General features: G+C 62.3%; 23 protein-coding genes and 1 tRNA gene. 14 read left to right on the forward strand and 10 right to left on the reverse strand.

The features are described from left to right. The first annotated feature begins 63 nt into the window (after positions 1–63). The gene (locus tag ACM42_RS06985; protein WP_271527196.1) at positions 64–1,002 is read left to right on the forward strand and encodes an acetamidase/formamidase family protein; all 939 of its coding nucleotides are present in this window, start codon (positions 64–66) and stop codon (positions 1,000–1,002) included. A 254-nt stretch (positions 1,003–1,256) separates the two neighbouring features. On the opposite strand, the gene ACM42_RS06990 is transcribed toward ACM42_RS06985, so the two are convergent. Next, positions 1,257–1,946: a Crp/Fnr family transcriptional regulator gene (locus ACM42_RS06990; protein ID WP_271527197.1), complete on the reverse strand. Its 690-nt coding sequence runs from the start codon at positions 1,944–1,946 to the stop codon at positions 1,257–1,259. A 95-nt stretch (positions 1,947–2,041) separates the two neighbouring features. On the opposite strand from ACM42_RS06990, the gene ACM42_RS06995 reads away from it, so the two are divergent. The 6 genes from ACM42_RS06995 (at position 2,042) to ACM42_RS07020 (ending at position 9,079) form a co-directional block, all read left to right on the forward strand. Further along, a complete protein-coding gene (locus tag ACM42_RS06995; RefSeq protein WP_271527198.1) occupies positions 2,042–3,457 on the forward strand; it encodes a DUF1254 domain-containing protein in 1,416 nt (471 codons plus the stop codon). Between the two features lie 73 nt (positions 3,458–3,530). Then, positions 3,531–4,511: a DUF1254 domain-containing protein gene (locus ACM42_RS07000; RefSeq protein WP_271527460.1), complete on the forward strand. Its 981-nt coding sequence runs from the start codon at positions 3,531–3,533 to the stop codon at positions 4,509–4,511. A gap of 77 nt (positions 4,512–4,588) precedes the next feature. Then, complete coding sequence (locus ACM42_RS07005; protein WP_271527461.1) at positions 4,589–5,563, forward strand: SphA family protein; 975 nt, start codon at positions 4,589–4,591, stop codon at positions 5,561–5,563. 65 nt (positions 5,564–5,628) lie between these two features. Then, a complete protein-coding gene (locus ACM42_RS07010) occupies positions 5,629–7,686 on the forward strand; it encodes an adenylate/guanylate cyclase domain-containing protein (RefSeq protein ID WP_271527199.1) in 2,058 nt (685 codons plus the stop codon). Positions 7,687–7,910: 224 nt separating this feature from the next. Then, complete coding sequence (locus ACM42_RS07015; protein ID WP_271527200.1) at positions 7,911–8,369, forward strand: Rrf2 family transcriptional regulator; 459 nt, start codon at positions 7,911–7,913, stop codon at positions 8,367–8,369. Between the two features lie 26 nt (positions 8,370–8,395). Then, complete coding sequence (locus ACM42_RS07020) at positions 8,396–9,079, forward strand: class I SAM-dependent methyltransferase (protein ID WP_271527201.1); 684 nt, start codon at positions 8,396–8,398, stop codon at positions 9,077–9,079. A 264-nt stretch (positions 9,080–9,343) separates the two neighbouring features. Here the strand turns inward: ACM42_RS07020 and ACM42_RS07025 are convergent, their stop codons facing one another. From ACM42_RS07025 to styA, 3 genes are all read right to left on the reverse strand, one after another. Further along, on the reverse strand, positions 9,344–10,795 hold the full coding sequence (locus ACM42_RS07025; protein ID WP_271527202.1) for a DUF1254 domain-containing protein: 1,452 nt from the start codon (positions 10,793–10,795) through the stop codon (positions 9,344–9,346). A gap of 147 nt (positions 10,796–10,942) precedes the next feature. After that, positions 10,943–11,428: a styrene monooxygenase NADH-dependent flavin reductase subunit StyB gene (gene styB / locus ACM42_RS07030; RefSeq protein ID WP_271527203.1), complete on the reverse strand. Its 486-nt coding sequence runs from the start codon at positions 11,426–11,428 to the stop codon at positions 10,943–10,945. Positions 11,429–11,452: 24 nt separating this feature from the next. Beyond that, complete coding sequence (gene styA, locus ACM42_RS07035; RefSeq protein WP_271527204.1) at positions 11,453–12,703, reverse strand: styrene monooxygenase subunit StyA; 1,251 nt, start codon at positions 12,701–12,703, stop codon at positions 11,453–11,455. A gap of 104 nt (positions 12,704–12,807) precedes the next feature. Here styA and ACM42_RS07040 point away from each other — a divergent pair, with 104 nt between their 5' ends. From ACM42_RS07040 to ACM42_RS07050, 3 genes are all read left to right on the forward strand, one after another. Further along, positions 12,808–13,737 carry a LysR family transcriptional regulator gene (locus tag ACM42_RS07040; RefSeq protein WP_271527205.1) on the forward strand — a complete coding sequence of 310 codons (930 nt, stop codon included), beginning with the start codon at positions 12,808–12,810 and terminating at the stop codon, positions 13,735–13,737. 30 nt (positions 13,738–13,767) lie between these two features. Continuing rightward, positions 13,768–14,790: an LLM class flavin-dependent oxidoreductase gene (locus ACM42_RS07045; protein WP_271527206.1), complete on the forward strand. Its 1,023-nt coding sequence runs from the start codon at positions 13,768–13,770 to the stop codon at positions 14,788–14,790. 99 nt (positions 14,791–14,889) lie between these two features. Then, a complete protein-coding gene (locus ACM42_RS07050) occupies positions 14,890–15,351 on the forward strand; it encodes a DUF2846 domain-containing protein (protein ID WP_271527207.1) in 462 nt (153 codons plus the stop codon). 98 nt (positions 15,352–15,449) lie between these two features. Here the strand turns inward: ACM42_RS07050 and ACM42_RS07055 are convergent, their stop codons facing one another. The 4 genes from ACM42_RS07055 to ACM42_RS07070 all read right to left on the reverse strand — a co-directional run bounded on the left by ACM42_RS07055 (position 15,450) and on the right by ACM42_RS07070 (position 21,179). Further along, a complete protein-coding gene (locus ACM42_RS07055; RefSeq protein WP_271527208.1) occupies positions 15,450–16,769 on the reverse strand; it encodes an aminotransferase class V-fold PLP-dependent enzyme in 1,320 nt (439 codons plus the stop codon). 344 nt (positions 16,770–17,113) lie between these two features. After that, on the reverse strand, positions 17,114–19,258 hold the full coding sequence (locus ACM42_RS07060; protein WP_271527209.1) for a GumC family protein: 2,145 nt from the start codon (positions 19,256–19,258) through the stop codon (positions 17,114–17,116). 198 nt (positions 19,259–19,456) lie between these two features. Then, the gene (locus tag ACM42_RS07065) at positions 19,457–20,500 is read right to left on the reverse strand and encodes a zinc-binding dehydrogenase (protein ID WP_271527210.1); all 1,044 of its coding nucleotides are present in this window, start codon (positions 20,498–20,500) and stop codon (positions 19,457–19,459) included. A 13-nt stretch (positions 20,501–20,513) separates the two neighbouring features. Then, positions 20,514–21,179 (reverse strand): class I SAM-dependent methyltransferase, encoded by a 666-nt coding sequence (locus ACM42_RS07070; protein WP_271527211.1) that lies wholly within the window; start codon positions 21,177–21,179, stop codon positions 20,514–20,516. Positions 21,180–21,515: 336 nt separating this feature from the next. Here ACM42_RS07070 and ACM42_RS07075 point away from each other — a divergent pair, with 336 nt between their 5' ends. From ACM42_RS07075 to ACM42_RS07090, 4 genes are all read left to right on the forward strand, one after another. Continuing rightward, entirely contained in the window at positions 21,516–21,842 is a 327-nt protein-coding gene (locus ACM42_RS07075; protein WP_271527212.1) for a hypothetical protein, read from the forward strand. A 120-nt stretch (positions 21,843–21,962) separates the two neighbouring features. Next, positions 21,963–22,328: a BA14K family protein gene (locus ACM42_RS07080; RefSeq protein WP_271527213.1), complete on the forward strand. Its 366-nt coding sequence runs from the start codon at positions 21,963–21,965 to the stop codon at positions 22,326–22,328. Positions 22,329–22,569: 241 nt separating this feature from the next. Beyond that, the gene (locus tag ACM42_RS07085) at positions 22,570–23,361 is read left to right on the forward strand and encodes a phytanoyl-CoA dioxygenase family protein (protein ID WP_271527214.1); all 792 of its coding nucleotides are present in this window, start codon (positions 22,570–22,572) and stop codon (positions 23,359–23,361) included. 201 nt (positions 23,362–23,562) lie between these two features. Further along, a complete protein-coding gene (locus ACM42_RS07090) occupies positions 23,563–24,612 on the forward strand; it encodes a phosphatase PAP2 family protein (RefSeq protein WP_271527215.1) in 1,050 nt (349 codons plus the stop codon). Between the two features lie 86 nt (positions 24,613–24,698). On the opposite strand, the gene queD is transcribed toward ACM42_RS07090, so the two are convergent. Together queD and ACM42_RS07100 are read right to left on the reverse strand one after the other, a co-directional pair. Continuing rightward, positions 24,699–25,055, reverse strand: coding sequence for a 6-carboxytetrahydropterin synthase QueD (gene queD / locus ACM42_RS07095; protein WP_271527216.1), 357 nt, complete (start codon positions 25,053–25,055; stop codon positions 24,699–24,701). Between the two features lie 83 nt (positions 25,056–25,138). Then, positions 25,139–25,215 (reverse strand) — tRNA-Arg (locus ACM42_RS07100). Positions 25,216–25,242 lie beyond the last annotated feature (27 nt).

Raw genomic sequence — 25,242 nt, forward strand, 5'->3', positions numbered from 1 at the left:
TGGCGATCCGGCGCCGACCTTGAACAAAAGAGTGTCCTGAAACGCTACGCCTGGAGTTGTCCAATGCAGCGCCGCCACGAAATACCCAGCACGCCCGAAAACATGGTTTGGGGGTATCTGGACTGCAACACACCACCTGTGCTGGAAATCAACTCCGGCGACAGCGTAACGCTGCATAGCTTCCCGGCGGGAGGGAAGGAGACGCTTCCAGACGACCTCTCGCTGGTTCCGGAAGACTATCGGCTTGCCCTCGAGACCATGCAGCCTGGGCCAGGGCCTCACTTCATTACCGGACCTGTCTACGTACGGGGCGCCAATATCGGCGACACGCTCCAGGTCGACATCCTCAACGTGAAAGTTCGCCAGGATTGGGGTTTCGTCTCGATCCTGCCGCTGCTTGGAACGCTGCCGGACGAGTTCACCGACTACGAGACGATCCACCCGGTGATCGACCGCAAGCGCGAGATCTGCATCATGCCATGGGGCACGGAAATCCCGCTCGACCCGTTCTTCGGCATCATTGCGACGGCGCCGCCACCAAACTGGGGCCGCTGCGGGTCGCCCGTTCCGCGCGCGTTCGGCGGCAACATGGACAACAAGGAGCTTCGAGCCGGCACGACGTTGTATCTCCCGGTGTTCAACGAGGGAGCGTTGTTCTTCGCCGGCGACGGCCACGGCGTGCAGGGCGACGGCGAAGTCTGCATCACCGCGCTCGAGACCGGCGTCACCGGAACCTTCCGTCTGACCGTACGCAAGGACATGGATATCAAATGGCCTTTTGCGGAGAGCGCCACGCACCTCATGTCGATCGGCCTCGATGAGGACCTCGACGACGCCGCCAAGCAGGCTGTTCGGGAAATGGTCAAGCACGTCTGCGCCCGGACCAACCGCACACGCAACGAGGCCTACATGTTGTGTTCGCTCGCCGGAAATCTGCGTGTCACGCAACTTGTCGACGGCAACAAGGGCATCCACATGTTGTTGCCGAAGGCGCTTCTTTAGCGAGCCCGCCCGAAAGACGTCGCAATCTCCTTCTCGCGTACGGGCCTCATCGGTCCGCCCGGCGCGACACGGTCAGCAGGAGATGGCGTTTCCGATCGCCTGCTCACCTGGCAGCCCAGCAACATCTGCGAAATAACCGCAGCAGGCTTTGCCTTGCCCGCACCGCGCTCAAAGTGCCTTCCTATCCCGGTTCGCTGTGCTGATAGACGTCGAGTTTCCAAGGCAGTGCGGAAGTCAGCCGCAAGCCGCGAAGCTCAATCATTCGTCTCCGCTTCGGCATATCGGCGAAGCGCATTGACGTCACTTACTATAATCGAGCGATAGGTGTGCGTGAGCCAGCCAGCGTCCCTGAATTGCTTCAATGCGGCATTCACCTGTTTGCGTGATGCATTGGCCATGATGCCCAGCTCGCTTTGAGTCAAGGGCAGAGGGACTTCACCAATTCTTATCGTCCGCTGCAAGACCGAGGCGATGCGACGATCTGCCTGGGGCTTCTGCAAGTCATGCACGACCTCGAGCAAAGTTTCGACGCTCATCATCAGGATTTGCGCGATGTGGTGCGAGACCGTGGGGTCTTTCGCCGCCATTCGGTCGAGCGCATCGAGCGGCACGTGCAACAGCGTCGTATCAAGGGCAGCTCTCACCTCTCCTCGTCGTGGCTTCCTTGTTAGAAAACAAGCCTCTCCCGTCCAGTGGCCAGGTATACCGAGCAGCATCAAGCGCGGTGCGTGATCGAGGGGCGCCAGACTGACGCTAATGGTGCCAGCCACGAGCCCGTAAATTCCACCGGGCGGATCGCCAACGTGAAACAGCACCTCTCCCTTTTTCAATTGAATCAATACCGAATGATCCAGCACGTCCGCCCGAAACTTGCTTGGCACCCGGGTGAGCCAGCCTGACGAGCCTGCGATCTTCTCGGACTCAACCTTAGATATTTTTTTCACAAGCTCTCACCCTTTGTCCGATTTCGGACAATCTTGCATTCTGAGGTCGTTAAACTCAAGGGTGCCTGCAGCTCGGAGGAGAGGGGGTTCGAGTGATGACAACGCATTTAACTCGTCGCGATTTTGTACTCGGGACGGCTGCTATATCCGTCAGCGCCAACACGAATGCCGCCGCGGCGACATCCCTTGCACCGAGCGATGCGCGAGTGATCGCCAGGGAAGCGACAATCTACGGCGTGCCGATGCTGGAAAACTATCGCATCATGAGGTCGTACTTCGTCGATCGCGACGATCCCGAGTTCAAGGCGCCGTGGAATACAATCAACAACGTCGCGCGCGTCTTTACCCCGGACGACAAGGCGATCCAGACACCCAATTCCGATACCCCATACTCTCAGCTCGGCGCAGACCTGCGTGCCGAGCCGCTGGTGCTGACAGTGCCCGCCGTTGAGAAGAGGCGGTATTATTCACTGCAGTTCATAGATCTCTACACCTTCAACTTCGCGTATGTAGGAAGCCGCGCCACGGGCAATGATCCCGGAAGTTTCCTGCTGGCCGGCCCACGATGGCAAGGCGAGAGACCGAAAGGCATCAAGGCGGTCATCCGTTCCGAGACCGAGCTCAATCTGGTGCTCTACCGGACACAGCTGTTCGACTCATCCGACCTCGATGGTGTCAAACGAGTTCAGGCTGGCTACAAGGTCCAGACGCTATCCAGCTTTCTGGGGCAGCCGGCTCCGCCCCCAATGTCCGCAACCCATTTTCCAGCACCACTCGTGCAAGACGCGCAAAAGAGCTCGCCCGAGTTCTTCGTTCTGTTGAACTTCCTGCTGCAGTTCTGCCCGACGCATCCGTCCGAAAGATCCCTGATGGCTCGCTTTGCGAAGCTGAACATCGGGGCGGGAAAGAACTTCGATCCAGGCAGTCTATCGCCCGAAATGCGCAAAGCCGTGACGGACGGAATGGCAGACGCCTGGAAGGCGTTTGCCGAGTTCAAGGCGAAGGAGGTTGATACCGGCAAGCGCACCGCGGCGGACGGATTCGGTACGCGGGCCATGCTGAAGAACGACTACATGGCCCGGATGGCATCCGCCGTGCTGGGCATCTACGGCAACACCAAGGACGAGGCGATGTACCCGGCTTATTTCCGGGATGCAGACGGCGGCATGCTCAACGGTGCAAGCCGCTACGTGCTTCGCTTCAAGTCAGGACAATTGCCGCCAGCCAATGCCTTCTGGTCCCTCACGATGTACGAGCTGCCGTCGAGCCTGCTCTACGCCAACAAGATCAACCGTTATCTGATCAATTCGACAATGCTCGATAACCTCAAGCGCGATCCCGATGGCGGTTACACACTCTACATTCAGAATGAACCGCCCGGAGCGGATCGCGAGTCGAACTGGCTGCCTTGCCCCAAGGGGCCGTTCTGGACGACGCTTCGCATATATTGGCCCAAAGCAGAGGCTTTGAAAGGTCAATGGAAGCAGCCCCCGTTGCAGCGCGTTGTCTGAGCGTAAGGAGATTGGCATGAAGATCGGTCGCGTTTCTGTCTTTGCAGTAATGATCACGTCGGTGCAGTTCGGTATGGCGCAAGGCGGATTCCCCGCAGAACATAAGCCCGCTCTGGTAACGCCCGAGAACTTTGCCCGCGCGGAATCGGATCTGTATTTCGGGGGCGTCGTGAAGAACGGTGGTTTTGGAAAATTCGACCATACCCGTTCGCCCGCGCCGCTGGACAAGCAGACTATCATCCGTCTCAACCGAGACACGCTCTATTCGGCCGCCGTGTTCGACCTCGATGCCGGGCCCGTCACGATAACGCTGCCGAACGCTGGCAAGCGATTCATGTCGCTACAAGTGATCGACGAAGACCAGTACACCTTTGGTGTGTTCTACAAGCCCGGCTCCATCACGCTTACACGAAAGGATGTTGGCACACGTTACGCTTTGGCCGCCGTTCGAACGCTCGTCGATCCGGCCGATCCTCAGGACCTCAAGGAGGTGCACGCGCTGCAGGACGCGATCAAGGTGTCCCAAAAGCAGGCGGGGAAGTTCGAGATTCCCGACTGGGACCAAGCAAGCCAGAAGAAGGTGCGTGATGCATTGCTGGCGCTGGGAACCACACTTCCCGATACGAGCCGGATGTATGGACGCAAGGCGGAGGTTGATCCGCTCCGCTTCGTGATCGGCGCTGCCCTTGGCTGGGGGGCAAATCCTCCAAAGGAGGCGCTCTACCTCAACGTCGTCCCGGCCCGTAACGATGGCACGACCGTCTACAGGCTGAACGTGAAGGACGTGCCGGTGGACGGGTTCTGGTCGATAAGCCTGTACAACGCGGAAGGCTATTTCGAGCCCAACCAGTACAACGCCTATTCGCTCAACAACATCACGGCACGAAAGAACGAAGACAATTCAGTATCCGTGCAATTCGGCGGTTGTGACGGAAAGATTCCCAATTGCCTGCCCATCATGAAGGGCTGGAACTATATGGTCCGGCTTTACCGGCCGCGGGCGGAGATCTTGAACGGAAAGTGGAAGTTTCCGGAAGCCCGACCCGACAAGTAGATTTCGGCAACGACAACCATCCTTCGATGGAAGAAGGCATGAATCGCAATCGACGGCTCGCGAGCATCACCCTGTCGATGTTTGGCCTGGGTGCGGCTTTGCTGGCGCGACCGGAGCCCTTATTCGCAGATGAAAGCGGCGTCAGCTTCTGGATTCCGGGCTTTTTCGGCAGTCTCGCCGCGACACCGAGTGTGCCCGGATGGTCGTGGGCGACAGTCTACTACCATACAGACGTCAGTTCGGGGGCGGGCGCCGCGTTTCCGCGCGGCGGTCGAGTCGATGTGGGCATCGCCGGGACAGGCGACCTCGGACTGTTTGGCCCAACCTATGTTTTTGCAACTCCGGTCCTCGGCGGCCAGCTGTCCGCAACTCTGCTCGGCGTTGCTGGGCGAAGTGAGGCTTCCGCTGCGCTTTCGTTGACGGGCCCCTTCGGCAACACGCTCGCCCTGAACCGGACTCAGGAACTCACATCCTACAGTGATCTGATCCCGCAGATCGCGCTCAAATGGAATATGGGCGTGCACAATCTCATGGTTTACGGAACAGGAGCCATCCCCGTCGGCGACTACGATCCGAACCGGCTTGCCAACCTCGGCCTCGGCCATGGCGCGATCGATTTCGGGGCGGGGTACACCTACTTCAATCCGCAAACCGGGAATGAATTCTCAGCGGTCGCAGGAGCGACCTACAACTTCAAGAACACGTCGACCCAGTATCAGAATGGGATCGACTACCATCTCGACTGGGGCGCGTCTCACTTCTTCACCAAGCAATTGCAGGTTGGCGTCGCCGGCTATTATCTGCAGCAGCTTACCGACGATTTCGGCGCGCCGCCTTCATTGGGCGGCTTCCGGTCTCGTGTGGCAGGTGTCGGCCCGCAGATCGGCTTCCTGTTTCCGGTCGGCAACATGCAAGGCTACATCAATCTGAAGGGTTACAAGGAGTTTGCGGCGCAGAACCGACCCGAGGGCTGGAATACCTGGCTCTCGTTTCTGATTTCAGCTGCACCGCCCGAGCCTGCGTCGGCAAGGCCCATTGCGCGGAGATACTGAACGAGCCGCCAGGATCCTGAACCTCAATCAGTGGCCCGGCCGCATCGTCCTCTCAGGGAGACCCGATGGCATCTTCGAAGAACGGCAACATTCAGGTCGGATTCAAGGCCTCCATCATTTCGCTGTTCGTGGTTGTCGTTCTCGCCATCGGTCTGACGCTTGTATATCTGAGCTTTGCGCGGATCACCGCCGCGACGGACTCGGCCGCCAGCAAATTCATCGGCAAAGTGTCCGAATTGTCCGCGGATCGCATTGGTTCGCAGTTGAGGCTCGTACGGGAGAATCTTGCCACGCTGAGGGCTTTGCCGTCGGTCGCTTCAGCCGATATTGAGGACAACCCTCAGCTCAACGCGTTGCTCGCAGCCATGCTCAAGAGCAACAGCCAGCTCTTCAATCTCTATATCGGTTACAGCGACGGGTCCTTCATAGAGATGGACGCGATCAGCACCGTCGAGGGAGAGGCACGCGCGCGGCTGGAAGCACCTGCCGGGGCCGCCTTTCGGCTCGTTGTTATTTCCAGATCGGACGCAGATAGCACTAAGTCGCGGCGGAGATTTCTGACCGAGGGGCTCGAGACCGTGCGGGAATTGCCAGGGCCTCCTGACTACGACCCGCGCGAGCGGCCTTGGTACAAGGACGCAGAGCGTCGCGACGGCAGTACGCTAACCGGGCCCTATGTTTTCTACGCAACCGGAAAGCAGGGCTACACCGTCCGTCTCCCGCTGGAACAGGGAAGAGGCGGGGTAATCGCGGGCGATCTGTTGCTGAACGTCGCGCAGGAGCTATTGAAGCGCGAGCAACTGACGCCATCGGCTGTCGCCTTTCTGTTCGACGGCGAGGATCGCATCTTGGCCCATCCGCAAATGTCGGAGCTGCTGGAACGCGAGGGTTCGGAAACCATTCCTCACCTTCGCGAAACGGATATGGCCGGCGTGCTTCGGGCGATAAGGGCTTGGCGCGCCGATTCCAAATCGCAACAGTTCTTTAGCGATCCCGCGGGTCGGCGCTATGCAGCTGCGTTCCAGCCAATTCCGAATTCAGGTCCGGCAAATCTTCATATTGCCGTGCTGGCGCCGGTCGACGAGTTCTTTGCGAGCATTCTATCCGAACGCAGGCGGCTGTTCATGACTGCGGGCGCGTTCGTGGCGGTGATGGTTCCCATCGTGTTCTTCATAGGCTCGATGCTTTCCAAGTCGCTGCGGGATCTGGCCGCCGAAACCGATCGGATCCAGAAATTCGAACCCTCTAGTGCGCCGCGGGTGCGCTCGCTGATCCGCGAGATCGACGAACTCGGCCGTTCGGTTTCGACGATGCGTACCATGACAGAGGCATTCTCACGCTTCGTGCCGCGGCGGCTGGTTGAACGGCTGATCGAGACAGGGACGCCACTACAACTCGGTGGCACGCGAAGGGAAATCACCCTGATGTTTTCCGACGTCGTGAGCTTTACCGAGATCACGGAAAGGGCCGACCCGACTCAGGTCATGCAGTATACGTCGCGCTATTTCGCCGCCGTGTCGCACGAGATCATGAGCCACTTCGGCACCGTCGACAAGTTCATCGGCGACGCCATAATGGCCATGTGGAACGCGCCGGGCGATGATCCCAACCACGCTGCAAATGCATGCGCCGCCGCGCTCGCCTTTCAGCGTGCGAACGCGCGGCTGAATGCGGAGTTTGAGCGGGACGGATGGCCTGCCTATCGAACTCGAATCGGATTGCATACGGGCGATGCCGTCGTGGGGAATGTCGGCTCCCAGGATCGCATGAACTACACGGCATTTGGATCGACTGTTAATTTGGCGTCGCGCCTCGAGAGGCTCAACAGGAGTTACGGAACATCGATCCTGGTCAGCTCGGCGGTCAAGCAGCGCGCAGAATCCCAGTTTTGCTTCCGCAGCGTCGATCGCATCAAGCCGAAGGGCTTTGCCGAGGAAGTTATAGTCTACGAATTGCGATGCGAACGGACTGTAGCTGACGCCGAGGAGCTGGAATATTGCCGCAGGTGGGAGCTGGTCTATGCCGCGCTATCGCACGGCGTGGCAGGCGCGGAAGTTGAGTTGTGCGCTTTCCTTGCGAAATATCCAGAGGATGGAGTCGCTCGCTATCATTACGGAAAGTAGTGGCGAGGGCCCGGCCGTTGCCGACTGCGCGCCTTGGATGCGGCGCCGGTTCAGGAGTCCGCGCCCTGGCAGATCTGAGCGCCTTGACATGATTTCCTCCAACATGGAGTTGGGGTAGCTGCTCGGGCACAGATCCACCGCATAATTCAGACTGAGGCACCATGGCACGATCGACATGCACAAGTCGGTTGACCTTCGCCCCAATATGTAACATATAAAGTTACATGAAACGCGACTCCCGATTATCCGGCGTGCTCCACGTCCTGCTGCACATGGCGCAGCAGCCTGGGCCGTTCACGTCCGAGACGCTGGCGAAAGCCATGACCACGAATCCCGTGGTGATCCGGCGCATCATGGCGGGGCTTCGCGATCTCGGTTACGTCCGCTCCGAGAAGGGGCATGGCGGCGGCTGGCGGCTTGCCTGCGACCTTTCGAAGGTGACGCTTCGCGACATCTACATTGCGCTCGGGAGTCCCTCGCTGTTGGCGATGGGCAACCGGACCGAGGCGCCGGGTTGTCTCGTCGAGCAGGCGGTCAATGCCGCGCTCGATCAGGCCTTCCACGATGCGGAGGCGCTGCTGCTGTCGCGCCTCGGCGAGGTGACGCTGGCGATGCTCGGCGAGGACCTGCGCAAGCGGCTCGGGTCGCGAAAGATCCACGGCATCAGCGCGCATCGCGCGTGAATGGCGCCATTCACGGGGACGACATCATGACCGACATTCAAGCCGCATTCTCCGATCCGCAGTTCGTGGCGAGATACACCGAGGGGCCGCGGCGCTTCGTACCGGGCTACGACGCCATGCAGTCGATGGCGGCGATTCTCCTGGCCGAACGCGTCCCCGGCGATGCGCGGGTGCTCGTCCTCGGCGCCGGCGGCGGCCTGGAGCTCAAGGCCTTTGCGCAAGCGCACCCCGCCTGGAGCTTCGACGGCGTCGACCCGTCCGCGGCGATGCTGGCGCTCGCCGGCCAGACGCTGGGCGAACTCGCACCACGCGCACGCTTTCATCAGGGCTATATCGACGATGCCCCGGAGGGGCCGTTCGACGGCGCCACCTGCCTGCTGACCCTGCACTTCGTCGACGTCGAAGAGCGGCGCCGCATCGCCACGGAGGTGCGCCGCCGGCTCAAGCCGCGCGCACCTTTCGTGGTCGTGCATCTGAGCGCGCCCCATGGCGAGGAGGAACGCCCGTTGTGGCTGTCGCGCTATTCCGCGTTCCTGGCCGCATCCGGCGTCGAGCCAGACCGGGCGGCGGCCGCGCGGGATGCCGTCACCAACCATCTGCAGATTCTCGCGCCCGCGCAGGATGAAGCGATTCTGCGCGAGGCCGGCTTCTCCGACCCCACCCTGTTCTACGCCGGCTTCGCCTTCCGCGGCTGGGTGGCCTACGCCTGAGGTGTCACGGCCTGGTCCACACGGCCGGGCATCAATGCAAAGCCGGATGCGCCATAGAACGTGATGAGATGAGGCTTGATCGCTGCAACGACGGAGGTGCACTCCCTCTCCCGCGCGCGGGAGGGGGTCGGGGAGAGGGTGTATCCCCAACGGGACAATCCCCAAGAGGAGAAAGCCCTCTCCCGGCGCTTCGCGCCGACCTCTCCCGCAAGCGGGAGAGGTGAAGGAGCCGCGGCGATCGATTCAACCTGAAGCCATTCCGCTCTAGCGCTGTACGACCGCAGCCAGTTTCTTCACCGGTGGCGGCTTCCACGTGCCGTTGATGATCGAGGGGCTCTTCTCATTCGGCCAGTACAAGCGCATCATCAGCTGGAATTTGCCGGATGGAGCCGGGAGCCAGTTGGATTCCTTGTCTGCTCCCGGCGAGTCCTTCTGGATATAGATGTCGATGGAGCCGTCCGGGTTCGATTTCAGATTCTGCCGGGCGCTGATCGAATAGCGGTTGATCGGGTTGGCCACGAAGAAGTAGTTGCTGTCATACATCGTCAGCGACCAGAAGCCGCGCGCAGGCGGCAATTGTCCATTTGCAAAACGCAGGACGTACTTGGCGGCTCCGTCATAAGCTTTGCCTTCGCCATCTTTCTGCGAACTGGGATAGACGGCATCTTGCGGCCGGTTCGCGCCGAGACCGACGGCCGTGACGAATGCCCGCATGAAATAGTCGGTCCCGTAGATCCCGGTTTTGGTCGTGTAACCCCACCCGTTGATATCCTTGATCTCCTTGTTGACCTTGAACTGAAGCATGATGCGATCGAAGGCGATTTGCGGGACACGTTTTGCAAAGTCCGCATTGCGCAATCTGCTCGGATCGAACTCCTGTCCGGCGACGAGGCCAATCCGTGCAAACCTGGCGAGCGCGGGGGCATCCGCCGCGGCCGGCGGATTCGCCTTCATGAGCCGCGCCAGGAGTGTGAAATAGGCGATGGTATCCAAGCCATTCACTTGATCGCGCACGGCGGTCTTCATGTCGATGGATCGATCGACCTCGCCGGCTGGCGGCGTATAGGGCCTGCCGTAGCTGCTCAACGGGACCAGCTTGCACTGGTCCTGGACAGCATGGACCGCAGCGTAATCTTCCGGCGTTCCCGTGCAGTAGATCCGTCCGAGTATCCACACGAGGCTGGTTGGTGACTTGTACTCCTTGACGCCGGAGGGGAGCGCACCCTTCCAGCCCGGCCCGGTGATGGCGTAGGTCTGCGCAGCGGTCCCCGTGGTTCGCTTTCCGGGCGCCTGAAACACGTCGGTCCAGCCGTCCAGCATCGGAAACAGAAAATAGCGGTCCTTCATGTCGGGGATACTGAGGACCCACGGCTCCTTTTCGACGTCGATGAATGCCGTCGTGTAGAGGGTGTCCGCATTGGGCGCGGTCACATCGCGGAACGAGGCGTCGGGATATTGGCGCAACTTGATGAACTGGCCCATCGGCGCGCGATTGCCCACCGGGCTCGCGACATTCGTGATGGCTCTTCGCGTATATTCCATGGTCACCAGCGGATAGCCGTAGATGTAGGCATCCTGGGCCACGGCAAACTCTTCCACTCCTTCACCGAAGTCGCGCAAGATGTCGCCGAACTCTGCGCGGGCCAATGTGCCGAATGATGACCCTGCAAAGAGACTTAGACCGCCAATGGTCGCCTGGCGACGGGATATCCGCATTGCCTTCCCTCCTCTGCACACAACCTTGACGCTAGGTGCCACAAAGCGCGTGACGCTTGATCTAGATCAAGCCCCCGGCGATGCCGCTCTCAGGACGGAGAACGCCCCAGATGGTGAGGAGAGGACGCCTGAGGCGTCACGGCTCCGTCACCGATCCACCGGCACGCCCGGCCCGAGATGATACCGACTTGAAAAGAACACCAGTGGCGTGGAGTCACGATGGTCGCAGCCCGAGACTTCAGCGATGATCAGCGTGTGGTCGCTGACCTCGACGTGCCGTGTGACCTCGCAGGCGAACCAGGCCATGCAGCCGGACAGGCGCGGCAGGCCGTCAACGATGTCGTAATGCGGCGCCGCGCCGGTGTTCGGCTGGCTCGCAAAATGCCGCGACAGATCCCGGCCGTGATCCGGCAGGACGTTGACGCAGTAACGTCCGGTCGCCGAGATCGCCCGAAGCATACGGCCGGGCATGACGGAAACCAGCACGGTTGGTGGAGAAAGGCTGACGGTGACGAAACTGTTCGCCGTCATGCCACAGACACAACCGTGCTCGTCCAACGCGGTCAGTACGGCGACGCCGGTCGCAAAGCGCGACGCGGCCTCGCGGAACGAGGCGGGATTGACGCGCGACATCTCAGTCTCCGCTTCGCATCGACTTCACGCTATCGCCCTGACGGGCTCAGGCGGCGCCGACATGCGTTCGATCCAGGCCTGGATGCGCTGCGGCGTGGATATGCGATCCCACTGCCGGTCCGGATAGTTGAAATTCTCGGTGAACTCGTTCGCCAGCGCGGGGGTCTGGCTCATCGCGCCGATCAGCATGCCCAGCGCTTCCGTCGGCGGCTGCAGCATCACATTGGTCCAGCGCGAGGCCGCCAGCACGCGGTCCTGCCGCTTCAGATCGATCTTCTCGCAGAGGCGCGAATCGAGCGCATCGGCGTTGACGATCTCCTCGCCGAGCACGAAGGCCGCATAGGAGGCGACATTGGCGCCCTGCCCCATCATGGGATCCACGATCGCATGGACGTCGCCGAGCGCGATCGCGCATTTGCCGTCGTCGAATTCGACCACCGTGTTGCGCACGGTCGGGACCACGCCGCCTTGCAGCAGATCCTGAGGCTGCGCGAGATCGAAGCGCGCGGTATCGATGCGGTCGTAAGTGGTCGGGTGATGCTTCTCCAGCTTGCCCAGCAATACCTTCAGGAAGTGTTTCGGGTTGTCGTCGTAGCTGAGCGTCGCCAGCTCCTCCATGTCGCCACCCGGGACGTTCTCCATCAGCAGCGCATTGGCAATCCCGCCGAACGTAATGGTCGGGATCACGATCATCTCGCCATGCCCGGGAGAGACCGAAAGCGTGACGTTCATGGGGTCGGGCTGCCGCACGCCGGTGTAGAGCCCGACGCACAGCCGCCGCTGCGGCTGCGAATAGGGCGTGTGCTCGGGACGGTAGGTGAAGAGCTGGCCGAGCGGCCCCTTGCCGGTGGAGACGACCAGCAGATCGAAGCGCGAGACCAGCGGACGGATGTCGCGCTCCTCGATGCGGCAATACTCGATCCTGCCGCCGCGCTTCGTGAAGTCCTGCATCAGGGCAGGAAGATAGATGCGGTAATCGACGGCGCGGCTTGGTTTGGAGAAATCGCCGCGAAATCTCAGCGGCTGCGGGAAATTGAAGACGTGGTCGTGGTAATAATAGTGATCCTTCGGATCGGTCCAGTGATTGACGCCGAGATAGTCCTCGCGGGCGATCGTGACGTGGTGATGCGCGACGGTGTTGAGCAGCCGGATGTTGCGGTAGTCCTCGGGCGGCCGGTCGGTGATGACCGTGGCATCCACGCCGTGCTTTTGCAGGTAGAGCGCGAGATGCAGGCCGGCGATGCCGGCGCCGACAATTCCGATATGGCGTGCCACGTGGACTCCCTCCCCGGTTGCTTGTTTTGAGGAAGCCTAGCCGTCCGAGATGTTGCGCACTACGGAATATATGGGATATGATTTATTCCAGATCGGAATGAATCATGGACCGGATCGATTGCCTCCGCGCTTTCGTTCGCACCCTCGAAGGCGGCAGCTTCTCGGCGGCGGCCAAGGAGCTGGGCATTGGCCAGCCCGCGATCAGCAAGCGCATCGCGCTGCTGGAGAGCGAGTTCGGCACGCAGCTGTTCTCGCGCACGACGCGCACGCTCAAGCCGACGGCCGAGGCGCACCGGATCTACGATGTCGCGCGGCAGATCCTCGACAGTTTCGACATGGCGCGGTCGAGCGTCGAACAGGCCACGCCCCGCCCGACCGGCACGCTGCGGATCGGCGTGCCGTCATCGTTCGGACGGCGCTACATGATGCCCGTCATCGCCGAATATGTGCGTCACTATCCTGAGGTTCGGGTCGACATCCGCTTCAGCGAGCGGTTCGTCAATCTGGTGGAGGAAGGTATCGAAATTGCCCTGAGGATCGGTAACCTGGAGGCGAGCACGCTGGTCGCCCGCCGGCTCGGCACCGTGCAGCGCTACCTGGTTGCGACGCCCACCTATCTGCACGGCCGCCCGCTGCCGCGGACGCCCGACGATCTCGGCTCGCACCAGTGCATCGTCTATTCCAGGATGTCGCCGGCGCATCAATGGGCCTTCGAATCCGAGCATGGCCGTCACGTCGCGTCCATCAACGGACCCATTCATGTCGACGATGCCGACGCGATGCAGGAGGCGACGATGCATCATCTCGGCATCGCGGTCCTGCCCGACTGGAATGCCGCGGACGGCCTTCGCAGCGGCGAGCTCGAGCATGTGCTGCCCGACTACACGATCGCCGCGCTGCCGCTGCACGCGGTCTATCCGGAGACGCAGTGGATGTCGCCACGCGCGCGAACCTTCCTGGATCTCCTCGTGGAGCGCGCCGAACATTTCGCAATGTCTCAGCCGCAGAGCACCGGCATCCGTGCAGATGGTTGACGCCGTCCCGTGCGTCATTAAATGACGCCCATGAAAAAGATCGGATTCCTCTCCTTCGGGCACTGGACGCCCTCGCCGCAATCGCAGACCCGCTCCGCCGGCGACACGCTGCTGCAATCGATCGAGCTTGCCGTTGCGGCGGAGCAGCTCGGCGCAGACGGCGCCTATTTCCGCGTCCACCACTTCGCGCGGCAGCTGGCCTCGCCCTTCCCGCTGCTTGCGGCCGTCGGCGCCAGGACCAGCAGGATCGAGATCGGCACGGCCGTGATCGACATGCGCTATGAGAACCCGCTCTACATGGTGGAGGACGCAGGCAGCGCCGATCTCATCGCCGGCGGCCGGCTGCAGCTCGGCATCAGCCGCGGCTCGCCGGAGCAGGTGATCGACGGCTGGCGCTATTTCGGCTATCAGCCGGCCGAGGGCCAGAGCGATGCCGACATGGGCCGGCGCCATGCGGAGGTCTTTCTCGACCTGCTCCGCGGCGAAGGTTTTGCCCAGCCCAATCCGCAGCCGATGTTTCCGAACCCGCCTGGGCTGTTGCGCCTGGAGCCGCATGCGCAGGGCCTGCGCGAACGCATCTGGTGGGGCGCCGGCTCGAACGCGACCGCGGTGTGGGCGGCGAAGCTCGGCATGAATCTGCAGAGCTCGACGCTGAAGAACGACGAGACCGGCGAGGCTTTTCACGTGCAGCAGGCCGCTCAAATCCGAGCCTATCGCGCGGCATGGAAAGAAGCCGGCCACACCCGAGAGCCGCGCGTGTCCGTCAGCCGCAGTATCTTCGCACTGATGAACGATCGCGACCGCGCCTATTTCGGCGGAGAGCGCGGCGGCGAAGACCAGATCGGCTTCATCGATCCGCAGACCCGGGCCATCTTCGGCCGCTCCTATGCCGCCGAGCCGGATGTGCTGATCGAGCAACTGCGCCAGGACGAGGCCATCGCCGAGGCCGATACCTTGCTGCTGACGATCCCGAACCAGCTTGGCGTCGCCTATTGCGCGCATGCGATCGAGGCGATCCTGACGCACGTGGCGCCGGCGTTGGGGTGGCGGTGACATGGACCGGCGCGGCACGACCAGAAGTCGCGATTGACTTCGTGCACCACCCCCGCCAATGATCCCTTGGGGACTGTTGGACTGAATCAGGGGGTTGGGATGGGCTTGCGTCCGGGGATCTTCGTTGCGGCTTTCTTGCTTGCGGGGTGTGCGTCAGGGCCGATGGGCAGCGCGGCGCTGACAGAACACGTGAGTGCAAATACCGCACGGCTGGTGGTCTATCGCTCATCCGCCCTGGGTTTCGCAGTCCAGCCAAGCTATGCGGTCGATGGACGCGTCATTGGAGGGAGCCAGGCCGCGGGGTTCGTCGCCTGCGAGCTGCCTCCGGGCCGCCACGAGGTTGCAGTCAACAATCTTCCGCTGAGCAGCAACCTGTTCGGGCAAGGAAGTGAGAAGGTGAGCCTCGATCTGCGTGCCGGCAGCACCACCTACCTCTCCGCCCAACCGCAGATGGGAATCGTCACCCCCGGTGCAATCACGTTGATCCAGGTCACGGAGAGCCAGGGCCGTGCCGACGTCGCCAGCTTGCATCAGAGCAACAGCTCATGTGGCAAGGCTTGATCTGAGGCGCTTTGCGGTTTCCTGAGGAGCCCGCCTGAGCGGGCGTCTCGAATGGCCGCACGAGACTGCTCTCAAGTTTGGTTTGCTATCCGCCAGTCTCACCCCGTCTTCGTGCCGGTGATGACGGCCAGCGCCTCGACGAGGCGATCGAGGTCGGCCTCGTCGGTGTAGAGGGCGGGCGTCACACGGATGCACTGGCCTTTGGCGACGCCGGCCCGGCGCACCGTCAGGATCTTATGACCGTCCCTGAGCTTCGCCACCGTCGCGTCGTTGTCGACCTTGCTGGTCTTGCCGGCAAGGCGGAAGGACGTGATCGCGCCATATGAGCCGGCTTCATCCGGCGTCAGAATCTCGATGTCCTTGAATCCGCGGACGCGGCTCACCCAGTAGTCGCGCAAATAACGCAGGCGGGCTTGCTTGGCCGCCGCGCCGATCTGCTGATGCAGCGCCACGGCCGTGGGCACCGTCAGCACCGTGGCGAAATTGACCGTGCCGGTATGCACCCGCGAGCGGATGTCCTCTTGCGGAAAATCCTCGTCGCCCATGTCGCGATCGATGGCCGCGAGGCGGTCCTTCCTGATGTAGAGGAAGCCCACGCCGACCGGCGCGCCAATCCATTTGTGCAGATTGAACCCGACGAAATCCGCCTCGAGCTCGCCCACCCGGAAGTCGATCTGTCCCCAGGAATGGGCGGCGTCGACGATGACGTCGATGCCCTTGGCCTTCGCCATGCGGGCGATCTCGGCGACCGGCATGACGAAGCCGGTGCGGTGGCCGACATGGGTCAGGAGGAGAAGTCTCGTCTTCGGGTTCGCCTCGATGGCGCGGGCATAGGCGTCGAGCACCGCCTGGCGGGTAGCGGGCTCCGGCACATCGAACTTGACCACGTCGACGCCGCGGCGCGCCTTCAGCGCGTTCATTGCATACTGCATCGAATCATAGTCGAGGTCGGCATAGAGCACGCCGTCGCCGGGCCTCAGCCTGTTGTAGCCGCCGATGAGGAGCTGAAGCGCTTCGGTCGCGCCGCGGGTGAGCGCGATTTCCTCGGGTGCCGCGCCGACCGCCTCCGCCACCTTGGCGCGGACGGCCTCGAAATCCGTACCCGCGCGCAGCCGCGCATAATAGGTGTTCTGATAGTTGACCATGTCGGACTGGCGGATGAACTCGCGTCTCACCGGCTCGGCCATGATGCCCCAATAGCCGTTCTCGAAATTGACGACATCAGGCGTGACGGCATAGAGCCCCTTCACAGCCGTCCAATAGGCCTTGTCGGTGGCAACAGCGGCCACTGAGCCGGTCGGCTGCGCCGGAAGGCCTTCGGCCGCCATCGCCGGTGCCGCAAGCGGCACCACGGCTGCTGCCGCGAGGCCCTTGAGGACCAGCCGGCGGCCGGCCGAAATCGTCTTGACCAGTTGCATGTCAGCTCTCCCCAGAGCGTTCTCGAGCGACGTGACGTCCGGCTCGCGTCAAGAGAACGCGTCAAGCAACAATCCAGAGCGCCGTTCCGATGTCATCGGAACCGAAGAGGCTCTGGCGCGCCGGGAAAAAAGCAACGGACGATGCAGCTAAGATGACCGGAGCATGACAATGCGATGATCGCCAAGCCAATGCTGGCCGGCTCCGCGTTGGGCCGCTCGCAGGCGGACGCTAAACCGATCGGCGGGATCACCGGCCCTGATCGGGTGAGGCAGGTTGCGGATATCGTGCAGCGGATCCTGCTCGTCAGAGCGACAGCAACATCACCGCCACCGCGTCGTCGTCGTCAAACCGCAAGGCCCAATGCGCCACCCTCGGGCTGAGGCGCGACTGAACCGGCGGGCACATGATTGACGACGAGGCCGGTTGGCACAGCCGCATGTTTTGACAGCGCCGCGGTCACCCTGCGCATCGCGGCTGAACCGAGCTCGCCGGCGCGCGCCACCAGGACGATCAGGTCCGCATGCGCGGCCAGGGCGATGGCGTCAGGCTGCAAGGCGAGATTGCCGGCGTGGACGATGATCAGGTCGAACTCCGAACGAATGTCGTCCTCGGGCCTCGCATCGGGCTTACGGCCGGCACTCAGGAGCTCCTCGATCGATTGAAGGCACGCCGTGGTCGAGCCGTCGTGCCATTCGGTCACCGGCGGCTGGTGACTTGCGAATTCCGGCTGGAGCCGGATCAGCACGCTCATCATGCCCCGATTCACGGCGGCGCGATTGAGGGAGCGCGCAACCGTGTTGCCGCCGGCGCTCTTGCCGACCGACAACACCAGCGCGACCTTGCAGCCGCGCACCGGCACACGGTCGATGCGTTCGAGCAGCGGCCGCAGATGGGTGCCGACATCGAGCTCGGCCGAGGTGGCCACCGGTTTTTGCCAGACAGTGCTGATCCCGGCTCCGGATGCCAGCTCGGGGATACGAACCCAGACAGGAAGGCTGGGCATCGGCTCGGGCCGGGGCACGGCGGCGGGCGGTGGCTGGACTTGCCGATCGGGTGCCCCCTCGGCATCCACAGATGCTGGCGCCTGAACGGACGCGGGCTCGTCGGCGGACACGCTCGTCATCACCGCAACGGCGCCGGTCGACGTCAACAGCGAGCCGATGGCCAGCGCCGCGAGCAGCAAGGCGAGCGGCGGACGCGTCGAGCGCACCGGCGGAATGGCGATCGAGGCGACCTTGGTCTGGGATGCCTGCAGCTGACGCTGCTCGCTGGTCGTCTTGAACCTCGACAGGAACTGCTCGTAGATGTTCCTGTTGGCGTCGGCGTCGCGCTGCAGCTCCTGCAGCTTCACGAGAGCCTGACCGTCGACCAGCATCTTCGTCTCGACGGCCTTGAGCTGCTTCTCCAGCGCGTTCTGCTGCTCGCGCTGGGCCTCATATTCGGACTTGGCCGTGTCGATGTTCTTCTTCCGCTCGATCTCGATCTGCCGGTTGATGTCGGCGAGCTGGCTGTAGGAGATCGCGAGGTCGGGATGGCGATCGCCATATACCGCCTTCTTCTGCGCGATCTGGTCGTTCAAGGTCGAGCGCTGCGCGCGCAGCATGCTCAGCAGATCCTGCTTCACCGGCCCTTCGACATTGGCCTTGAGGTCGCGTTGCACCTGCTCGTAGCGCGCCTTGGCCTCCTCGGTGCGCGCGCGGGCGGCGGAGACCTGCTGGGTCAAATCGGTCACCCGCAATTGCTGCGTGGTGGATTCCTTGCCGGCATTGACGATGTTGTGCTCGAGCCGGAAGGCGGCAACGGCATCTTCCGACGCGCGCAGGCGCTCGTTCAGCGCCTTCAACCGGTCCTTGAGCCAGTCGGCGGCCTCGTCGGTTGCCTCGGTGCGAACGCGGCCCTGGCTGGCAACGAATGCCTCTGCGATCGCATTGGCGTAATAAGCGGCCCGCTCGGGGCGATTCGAGGTGAAGGAAATCGCAATGACGTAAGTGAGCCCGCGGCGGGTGATCTCGAGGCGATTGCGGAATCTTTCGAGCACGCGCGTCATGTCGGTGTAACCGCCGGCGACATCCTCGTCGTCCGCGATCTTGAGCTGCTCGATCAGGGGGCGGAGAAAGCCGTCGGATTTTGCGATCTCGATCTGGCTCTGAAGCGCCGCGGCATCCTGGCCGATGCCGGGCAGCACCTCCTGATCCGAGGTCACGCGCAGCTCGCGGGGATCGAGCACGACCAGCGCCGTCGCGGCGTAGCGGACCGGAAGAACCATCAGGACGACGATGCCGAGGGCGAACAGCGCCACGGCCAGCGTCAGAATGCGCCGGCCGTTCTCGCGCAGAAAGGAGAGCGTACCGGAGACGGTCAACGATCCCCTGATCAGGGCCGGCCCGGTGCCGTCAGGCTTCAGCTTCGCAGCCCGCGGCGCTTCCCACGAAGCCGCTTGCTCCGTCGGGGCGATGCTTCGCGGAGATGGGCGGCTACCGAACGCCATGGGTTGGACTCGAAATCAACTGACAGTCATAGCTCAGAGGCTTGCTGCACCGTAAATATCCATGGTTAACCGGCGGTTACGGCGCGCGGCGCGAAGCCATAAGACCTGGCGGCATGGCTATGCCGGCGACCGGTGCCGCCTTGCCCCGGCAGGGGGGTCTGATTGCGTGAGGTGAGGCCGTCGACCTGGGCGCGGCGATCAGCTGATGTTCAGGAGGATCCGTCCCGACGTGCCGCTGCGCATCAGGTCCAGCGCATCGTTGATGTCATCGAGCGCGAACTCGTGGGTCACGATGCCGCGGTAGCTCACCTTGCCGGCATCGCTCAGGCGAACCAGGCGCGGGATATCGCGCGCTGGCTGGCATTGCCCGCCTTCCGAGCCCTTCAGCACCTTCTCGAAGTGCAAGGGCAGCGTATAGATTTCGGCCTTCTCGCGGGGCACGCCGACAAGGATGCAGCGGCCTTTCTTCGCCGTGATCTCGTAGGCGAGCTCGATCAAGTTCTTGACGCCGGTGGTCTCGACGACCTTGTCGGGTCCGTCGGCCCCCGTGATGGAGCGAACCTCGGCGGCCACATCCTTCACCGCCTCGGAGTTGATGGCGTGGGTGGCGCCGAAATCCCTCGCCATCGCCAGCTTGTTGTCGAGGCGGTCGATCGCAATCACGGGCCAGGCGCCGACCATCGCGGCGAATTGCACGATGTTCAATCCGACGCCGCCGACGCCGAACACCACGACGGCTTCGCCGATGGCGATCTGCGCATCGTTGTTGACGACGCCGAGCGCGGTCGTCACCGCGCAGCCGAGCAGCGGCGCGCTGGTGCGATCGATCGAGGCGGGAACGGGCGTGACGCGATTCTCCGAGACCACGGCATATTCATTGAAGGTGGTGACCCAGCCCGCATTGAGTCGCTTGCCGCGCCAGGAATAGACCGGTGTGTTGGACTGGATGCCCTTGCCCGGCCGCCAGTGCATGACGACGGTGTCGCCCTGCTTGCAGGAGACGACGCCGGGGCCGGTTTCAATGATGGTTGCCAGCGCCTCGTGCCCCAACAGATGGGGCAGGAACTTGTCGACGCCTTTGACGGCGTCGATCTCGTTGATCTGCGCGCCGCAGATGCTCGAGGTGTGCACATGCGCAAGCACCTGGCCGTGCTCGAGCGTATCAGGCAGGGTGAACTCGTCGACGACCAGCGGCTTGCCGGATTCGACGAGGATTGCCGCCTTGGCAGTCTTGATATCCATCAGCAGCGCCCGGTCACTCGAAATAGATGAATTCGTAATCGCCGGTGTAGCCGAGCTTGCCGTACAGCCAGATCCATTCCGACGTATGCAGAATGGACTCCGCCGTCAGCGCCCAGCATTCGAGGTTGTGCATTTCGGCGACGTTCCGGTAGCCCTCGACCATGATGTACTTGTTCTTCCCGACCCGCTCGATCTCCTTGACCGCCGCCTCGAGCTCATACAGCCTGAGATTGTGCAGGGTGCCGAGCGAGATGACGAGATCGAAACTGTCGTCACCATAGGGATAGACGTCCTGGGCGCGATAGTTGAAGAGGTAGGGTTTCACCTGCTCGTGCGCATGTGCGAGACCGTGCTTGGAGATGTCGAAGCCGACGACCTTCAAGCCGGGCAGGATCTTCTGCATCTCGTAGAGCAGAAAGCCCTTGCCGCAGCCGACATCGAGCACGCTGGAGCCGTCCTTCAGACCATAGGTCTCGATCAGAGCCCTGGCGACCGGCGCCCAGCGCCCCTCGATGAAGCGGTAGCCGCCATAGCCGAAGCGGCGGTCGCCATCCCAATAATCGGCCTCGTATTCCCGCGCTTTCAGCGAGCAGACGATCTTGTCGTCGTTCATGCGGGCCATGTAGTCGCGCTTGGTCGCCGTATGCAGCGGCGTCACAATATTCAGTAGTCGTCCCATCGAGCCCTCGGATTCCATCACGCGCGAAGATTGTCTTTTAGTGGCCTGGGGAGCCTTGCGCCGTGAACTACGACTCGCCCTAGCATTTGGCCCGAGCGCCATCATTGTTTCAGATCAATGACCAGCGAATCGTGCCGCGGCGGCGTCACCGATCCGCCGCCGAACACGGAGACGCTACAGCACATCGAGGCGACCGGCACCAGGTTCCCGGCGCGACCGTCGGAAAACATGACATAGATGCGCATGCAACCAGAATGCGAACATCGCGTTCATGCTGAAGAGAAGGATTGCCGATCTCGTACGCAAGATCATTTGTCATTGCCAAGGGAATCCACCATGCCGACCAAACCGACCATCGCCCGCATCTGGCGCGGCCGGACCCGCCGCGACCTCGCTGACGCCTACCAGGCCTATCTGCAGGCTGAGGGCATTCCGCCGCTGTTGAAGACCGCACTCGGCGTGCAGCAGTTGCGCGAGGACCGTGCTGAGGAGACCTGGTTCACGACCATCTCCTATTGGCCGGACATCGAGGCCATGACGGCTTTCACCAAGGGCGAGCCGACCAAGGTCCATCATCTCGCGCGCGATGCGGAATTCCTGATCGAGCTGCCGGAGCGCATCGAGATCCACCGCATTCTGATCGATGAACAGGGCCTGCGGTGAAAGGCTGAGCTCCATATTGTTCCGCCTGCATCCTTAAGACCAACCATTTTGCCCCGCGCTGAAGGAACGGAGCGGGCAACCCGCCGTTGCTCCGGCATCCTCAGCAACATGGAGCGCGACATGACAATGTGTAGAACTTTCGCCGTCCTCGCGGTCGCTGGAGCGATGCTCTCGACGGCTGCTTCACCGGTGCTCGCGGCGCCGCTGCCGATCGCGAACCCCGGTTCTGACTCAGGCGTGCAGCAGGTCCAGTACCGGCATTGGCACGGACATGGGCATGGTTATTACGGGCACCATCGCGGGCATTACGGTAACGGCGCAGCCGTACTTGGCGGCCTCGCGGCGGGCGCGATCATCGGCGGCGCAATCGCCAGTAGCCAGGCTCAAGCCAACGCCGCGTCCTATTGTGCGCAGCGCTATCGATCCTACGATCCCGGCTCAGGGACCTATCTGGGCCGCGATGGTCTACGCCACCCCTGCCCCTGACGCGCACGTGAAGCTGCGGCAGCCTCATCGCGCAGCGAGAGGCTGCCCGAGCTCGAGGGCAATTCCAACGGGGGACCAGCGTATCTTGATTCGACGGTCCGCGGCGGTATACGTTCCCACCATGATGTTCATGTCCACATTCTTCCCGCTGATCTGAACGGCAGAGAGTCGTTCCGGCGCGTCTGCGCCAATCAGATCAAACCGGCTGCGCTTGATGCTGTAGCCGAGCGGAGAATGTGCAATGCCCAAGGCCGAACAGGTTGGCCTGACGCCCCGTCAGGTCCAGAACTTCATCGACGACGGTTTCGTCAAGATCGAGAATGCCTTCAGCACCCAGCTTGCAAAGCAATGCAGGGAAGAGCTGTGGGCGGATATTGGTCTGTCGCCGGACCAACCCGAAAACTGGACTCAACCCGTTGTCCGGGTGGGCTCCAAAGCTTCGCCCCCATTCATTGAAGCCGCGAATGCGCCGCCCCTGCACAGAGCCTACGATCAACTCGTGGGCGAAGGGCGCTGGCTTGCGCCCAGGGGTCTCGGGACCTTTCCGATCCGCTTCCCCTCAGCGGAATCCCCTGGTGATGATGGCTGGCACGTGGACATGAGCTTTGGCACCACCGATCCGGATTTCATGGAGTGGCGTGCCAATGTGAAGAGCAGCGGACGCGCATTGCTGATGCTCTTCCTGTTCTCGGACGTTGGCCCGGACGATGCACCCACGAGGATCCGGAAAGGCTCGCATGCTGCCATCGCGCGGGAGCTGCTGCCCCATGGCGACGCAGGCGCGACGCTCCGGCAGCTCTCTGCCGAGAACTACGCCTCGACGGCGGCTTGCGAGGTTGAACTGGCGACCGGCACGGCAGGCAGCGTCTATCTGTGCCATCCGTTCCTGGTTCATGCCGCGCAACCACATCGCGGGAAACGGCCGCGCTTCATGGCACAGCCTCCGCTGCTGCCGAAGGGTGAGTTCGATCCGGCGTTGCCACCTTCGCCGGTTCAGATCGCGATCCGGCAGGCTTGCGGGCTGGCGTTGTAGCCGGACGAGATCCGGGACCGCCGAGCGGTCCCGGATGTTGCGGCACGCGTACCAGTTCCGCCCGTTTCAGGGGACCTCATTCGCAACTGAGAGAGCAACTACTTAAAGGAATCAGATTCCTAAATTGCAACTATATGGTTACAATCAATTAAGAACATCGCACTATGCATACAATGTATAATTGTATTGCAGGGCGTAAAGATGCCACTCCCGGACCTCGCAAATGGCGTCCGCGATTTCACCGCGCCGAGACAACCTCAAACCCAGGATTGTGATGTTGAGCTGCCCGCTTCAGGGCGCAGCGAACGTGCAATCTGGTTCATCGTTGCCGCAGGTCTGGTTGGTCTGCTCTTCGCCTGCAATCTGCTCAGCTTCGGAATCGCACTTGGAAGTGGACTCCTGGCGATCACGTCAAACGCGGTTTTGCTCGCGTCTGCCTGGCTGATCGAAAGGCAGGGCTGGCTGAGAATCTCCGGGTGGCTCACGGCAACCGCCCAGATCGGCTTCGTGACGATCCTCCTGACGGCTTTGAGCTATGTGCTCGCGAGCACGAACCTGCCAATGCGCGACGCGACACTGATTTCCCTGGATCAGGCGGTCGGGATCGACTGGCGAAGCCTCGTCAAATCCATGATGGACCAGCAAAGGTTGATGTTCGTTCTCAACGTTGCGTATGCCAGTCTCCACTATCAATGTCCGCTGCTGATGCTGCTGCTCTTCCTGTTCGGCCATCATGAAAAAGGAATGCAGTTCACGCTCGTCTGGTCGATCACGCTGGCCGCGACGGTTCTCATCTTCCCGTTCGCGCCTGCTCTGGGCGGCTATCTCTACTATCAACTCGATCCCAAGGACTTTCCCGAAGTCCGGATTGTGGCGGCCTGGCTGTTCGCTCCACCCTTGCTTGCCGTGCGCGATGGCAGCTTGAATGTCATCGAGCTTACGACGCTCGATGGAATCATCACCTTTCCAAGCTTTCACGCGGCCGCAGCGATTCTGTTGGGATGGCACTGGATCTCCATCCCCTTGCTCCGCTGGCCGACGATCCCTCTCAACGCGCTGATGCTCGTTTCAACCGTTCCTGTAGGAGGACACTACATCATCGACGTGATTGCGGGCAGCCTCCTGTCTGTCGTTGCCATCATCGCAGTTCGCGCCTGGGATTCCATGGGGCAGCGGAATCCAAGATCCGCTACGGCCCACGAGCGGCGCTGCGCAACGTCGTCGCCGGCCAGCAGGTCCCGATTGAGTTGACGTCGCCGGGTCGCGCTCACCTGGCCGGCATTGCAGAGACCGAGCGCGAGCGTTTGCTGAAACTGCCGGTGGAACAAGAGCTGTCGTCACCGCCCCTGATATTCGGCCCAGCAGTCTGCCGTCTCATAGACCCGGACCGCCGATAGCTGCCGAAGGCCCGGCTTCAATCGATCCCAGATCCAGACCGCGATATTCTCGGCGGTTGGATTCTCGAGCCCTTCGACCTCGTTCAGGCATTGGTGATCCAGCGCGCCCATGATGTCGGCGAAGCATTTTTCGATATCGAAGAAGTCCGCGACGAAGCCGGTGTGCGGGTCCACCGGACCGTCCAGCTGGACCTCGACCCGATAGGAATGGCCATGCAGCCGGCTGCACCGGTGAGTCTCGGGCACATTTGGCAGCCGATGCGCCGCCTCGAACTTGAACGCCTGCGATATCCTCATCCAGCTCCTCACACGGCGTGGCCATCCGGTCTCGGCCCGGTCTGGCGACCAGATGCTGCCTTGTCCTCACCTGCGTCGAAGAATGGCGCGCCCGGAACGATTCGAACGTCCGACCCTCAGATTCGTAGTCTGATGCTCTATCCAGCTGAGCTACGGGCGCATTTTCGCAAACAGCGATAGCGGGCAT

This window comes from Bradyrhizobium sp. CCBAU 25338, assembly GCF_028128965.1.
Classification (GTDB): Bacteria; Pseudomonadota; Alphaproteobacteria; order Rhizobiales; family Xanthobacteraceae; genus Bradyrhizobium; species Bradyrhizobium liaoningense.

Excerpts from the sequence above, each read along its gene's own strand:
- ACM42_RS06985 (WP_271527196.1), top strand. The coding sequence starts at position 64 with ATGCAGCGCCGCCACGAAATACCCAGCACGCCCGAAAACATGGTTTGG.
- ACM42_RS06995 (WP_271527198.1), top strand. The coding sequence starts at position 2,042 with ATGACAACGCATTTAACTCGTCGCGATTTTGTACTCGGGACGGCTGCT.
- ACM42_RS07000 (WP_271527460.1), top strand. The coding sequence starts at position 3,531 with ATGGCGCAAGGCGGATTCCCCGCAGAACATAAGCCCGCTCTGGTAACG.
- ACM42_RS07005 (WP_271527461.1), top strand. The coding sequence starts at position 4,589 with ATGTTTGGCCTGGGTGCGGCTTTGCTGGCGCGACCGGAGCCCTTATTC.
- ACM42_RS07010 (WP_271527199.1), top strand. The coding sequence starts at position 5,629 with ATGGCATCTTCGAAGAACGGCAACATTCAGGTCGGATTCAAGGCCTCC.
- ACM42_RS07015 (WP_271527200.1), top strand. The coding sequence starts at position 7,911 with ATGAAACGCGACTCCCGATTATCCGGCGTGCTCCACGTCCTGCTGCAC.
- ACM42_RS07020 (WP_271527201.1), top strand. The coding sequence starts at position 8,396 with ATGACCGACATTCAAGCCGCATTCTCCGATCCGCAGTTCGTGGCGAGA.
- ACM42_RS07025 (WP_271527202.1), bottom strand. The coding sequence starts at position 10,795 with ATGCGGATATCCCGTCGCCAGGCGACCATTGGCGGTCTAAGTCTCTTT.
- styB (WP_271527203.1), bottom strand. The coding sequence starts at position 11,428 with ATGTCGCGCGTCAATCCCGCCTCGTTCCGCGAGGCCGCGTCGCGCTTT.
- ACM42_RS07040 (WP_271527205.1), top strand. The coding sequence starts at position 12,808 with ATGGACCGGATCGATTGCCTCCGCGCTTTCGTTCGCACCCTCGAAGGC.
- ACM42_RS07045 (WP_271527206.1), top strand. The coding sequence starts at position 13,768 with ATGAAAAAGATCGGATTCCTCTCCTTCGGGCACTGGACGCCCTCGCCG.
- ACM42_RS07050 (WP_271527207.1), top strand. The coding sequence starts at position 14,890 with ATGGGCTTGCGTCCGGGGATCTTCGTTGCGGCTTTCTTGCTTGCGGGG.
- ACM42_RS07055 (WP_271527208.1), bottom strand. The coding sequence starts at position 16,769 with ATGCAACTGGTCAAGACGATTTCGGCCGGCCGCCGGCTGGTCCTCAAG.
- ACM42_RS07060 (WP_271527209.1), bottom strand. The coding sequence starts at position 19,258 with ATGGCGTTCGGTAGCCGCCCATCTCCGCGAAGCATCGCCCCGACGGAG.
- ACM42_RS07065 (WP_271527210.1), bottom strand. The coding sequence starts at position 20,500 with ATGGATATCAAGACTGCCAAGGCGGCAATCCTCGTCGAATCCGGCAAG.
- ACM42_RS07070 (WP_271527211.1), bottom strand. The coding sequence starts at position 21,179 with ATGGGACGACTACTGAATATTGTGACGCCGCTGCATACGGCGACCAAG.
- ACM42_RS07075 (WP_271527212.1), top strand. The coding sequence starts at position 21,516 with ATGCCGACCAAACCGACCATCGCCCGCATCTGGCGCGGCCGGACCCGC.
- ACM42_RS07080 (WP_271527213.1), top strand. The coding sequence starts at position 21,963 with ATGACAATGTGTAGAACTTTCGCCGTCCTCGCGGTCGCTGGAGCGATG.
- ACM42_RS07085 (WP_271527214.1), top strand. The coding sequence starts at position 22,570 with ATGCCCAAGGCCGAACAGGTTGGCCTGACGCCCCGTCAGGTCCAGAAC.
- ACM42_RS07090 (WP_271527215.1), top strand. The coding sequence starts at position 23,563 with ATGCCACTCCCGGACCTCGCAAATGGCGTCCGCGATTTCACCGCGCCG.
- queD (WP_271527216.1), bottom strand. The coding sequence starts at position 25,055 with ATGAGGATATCGCAGGCGTTCAAGTTCGAGGCGGCGCATCGGCTGCCA.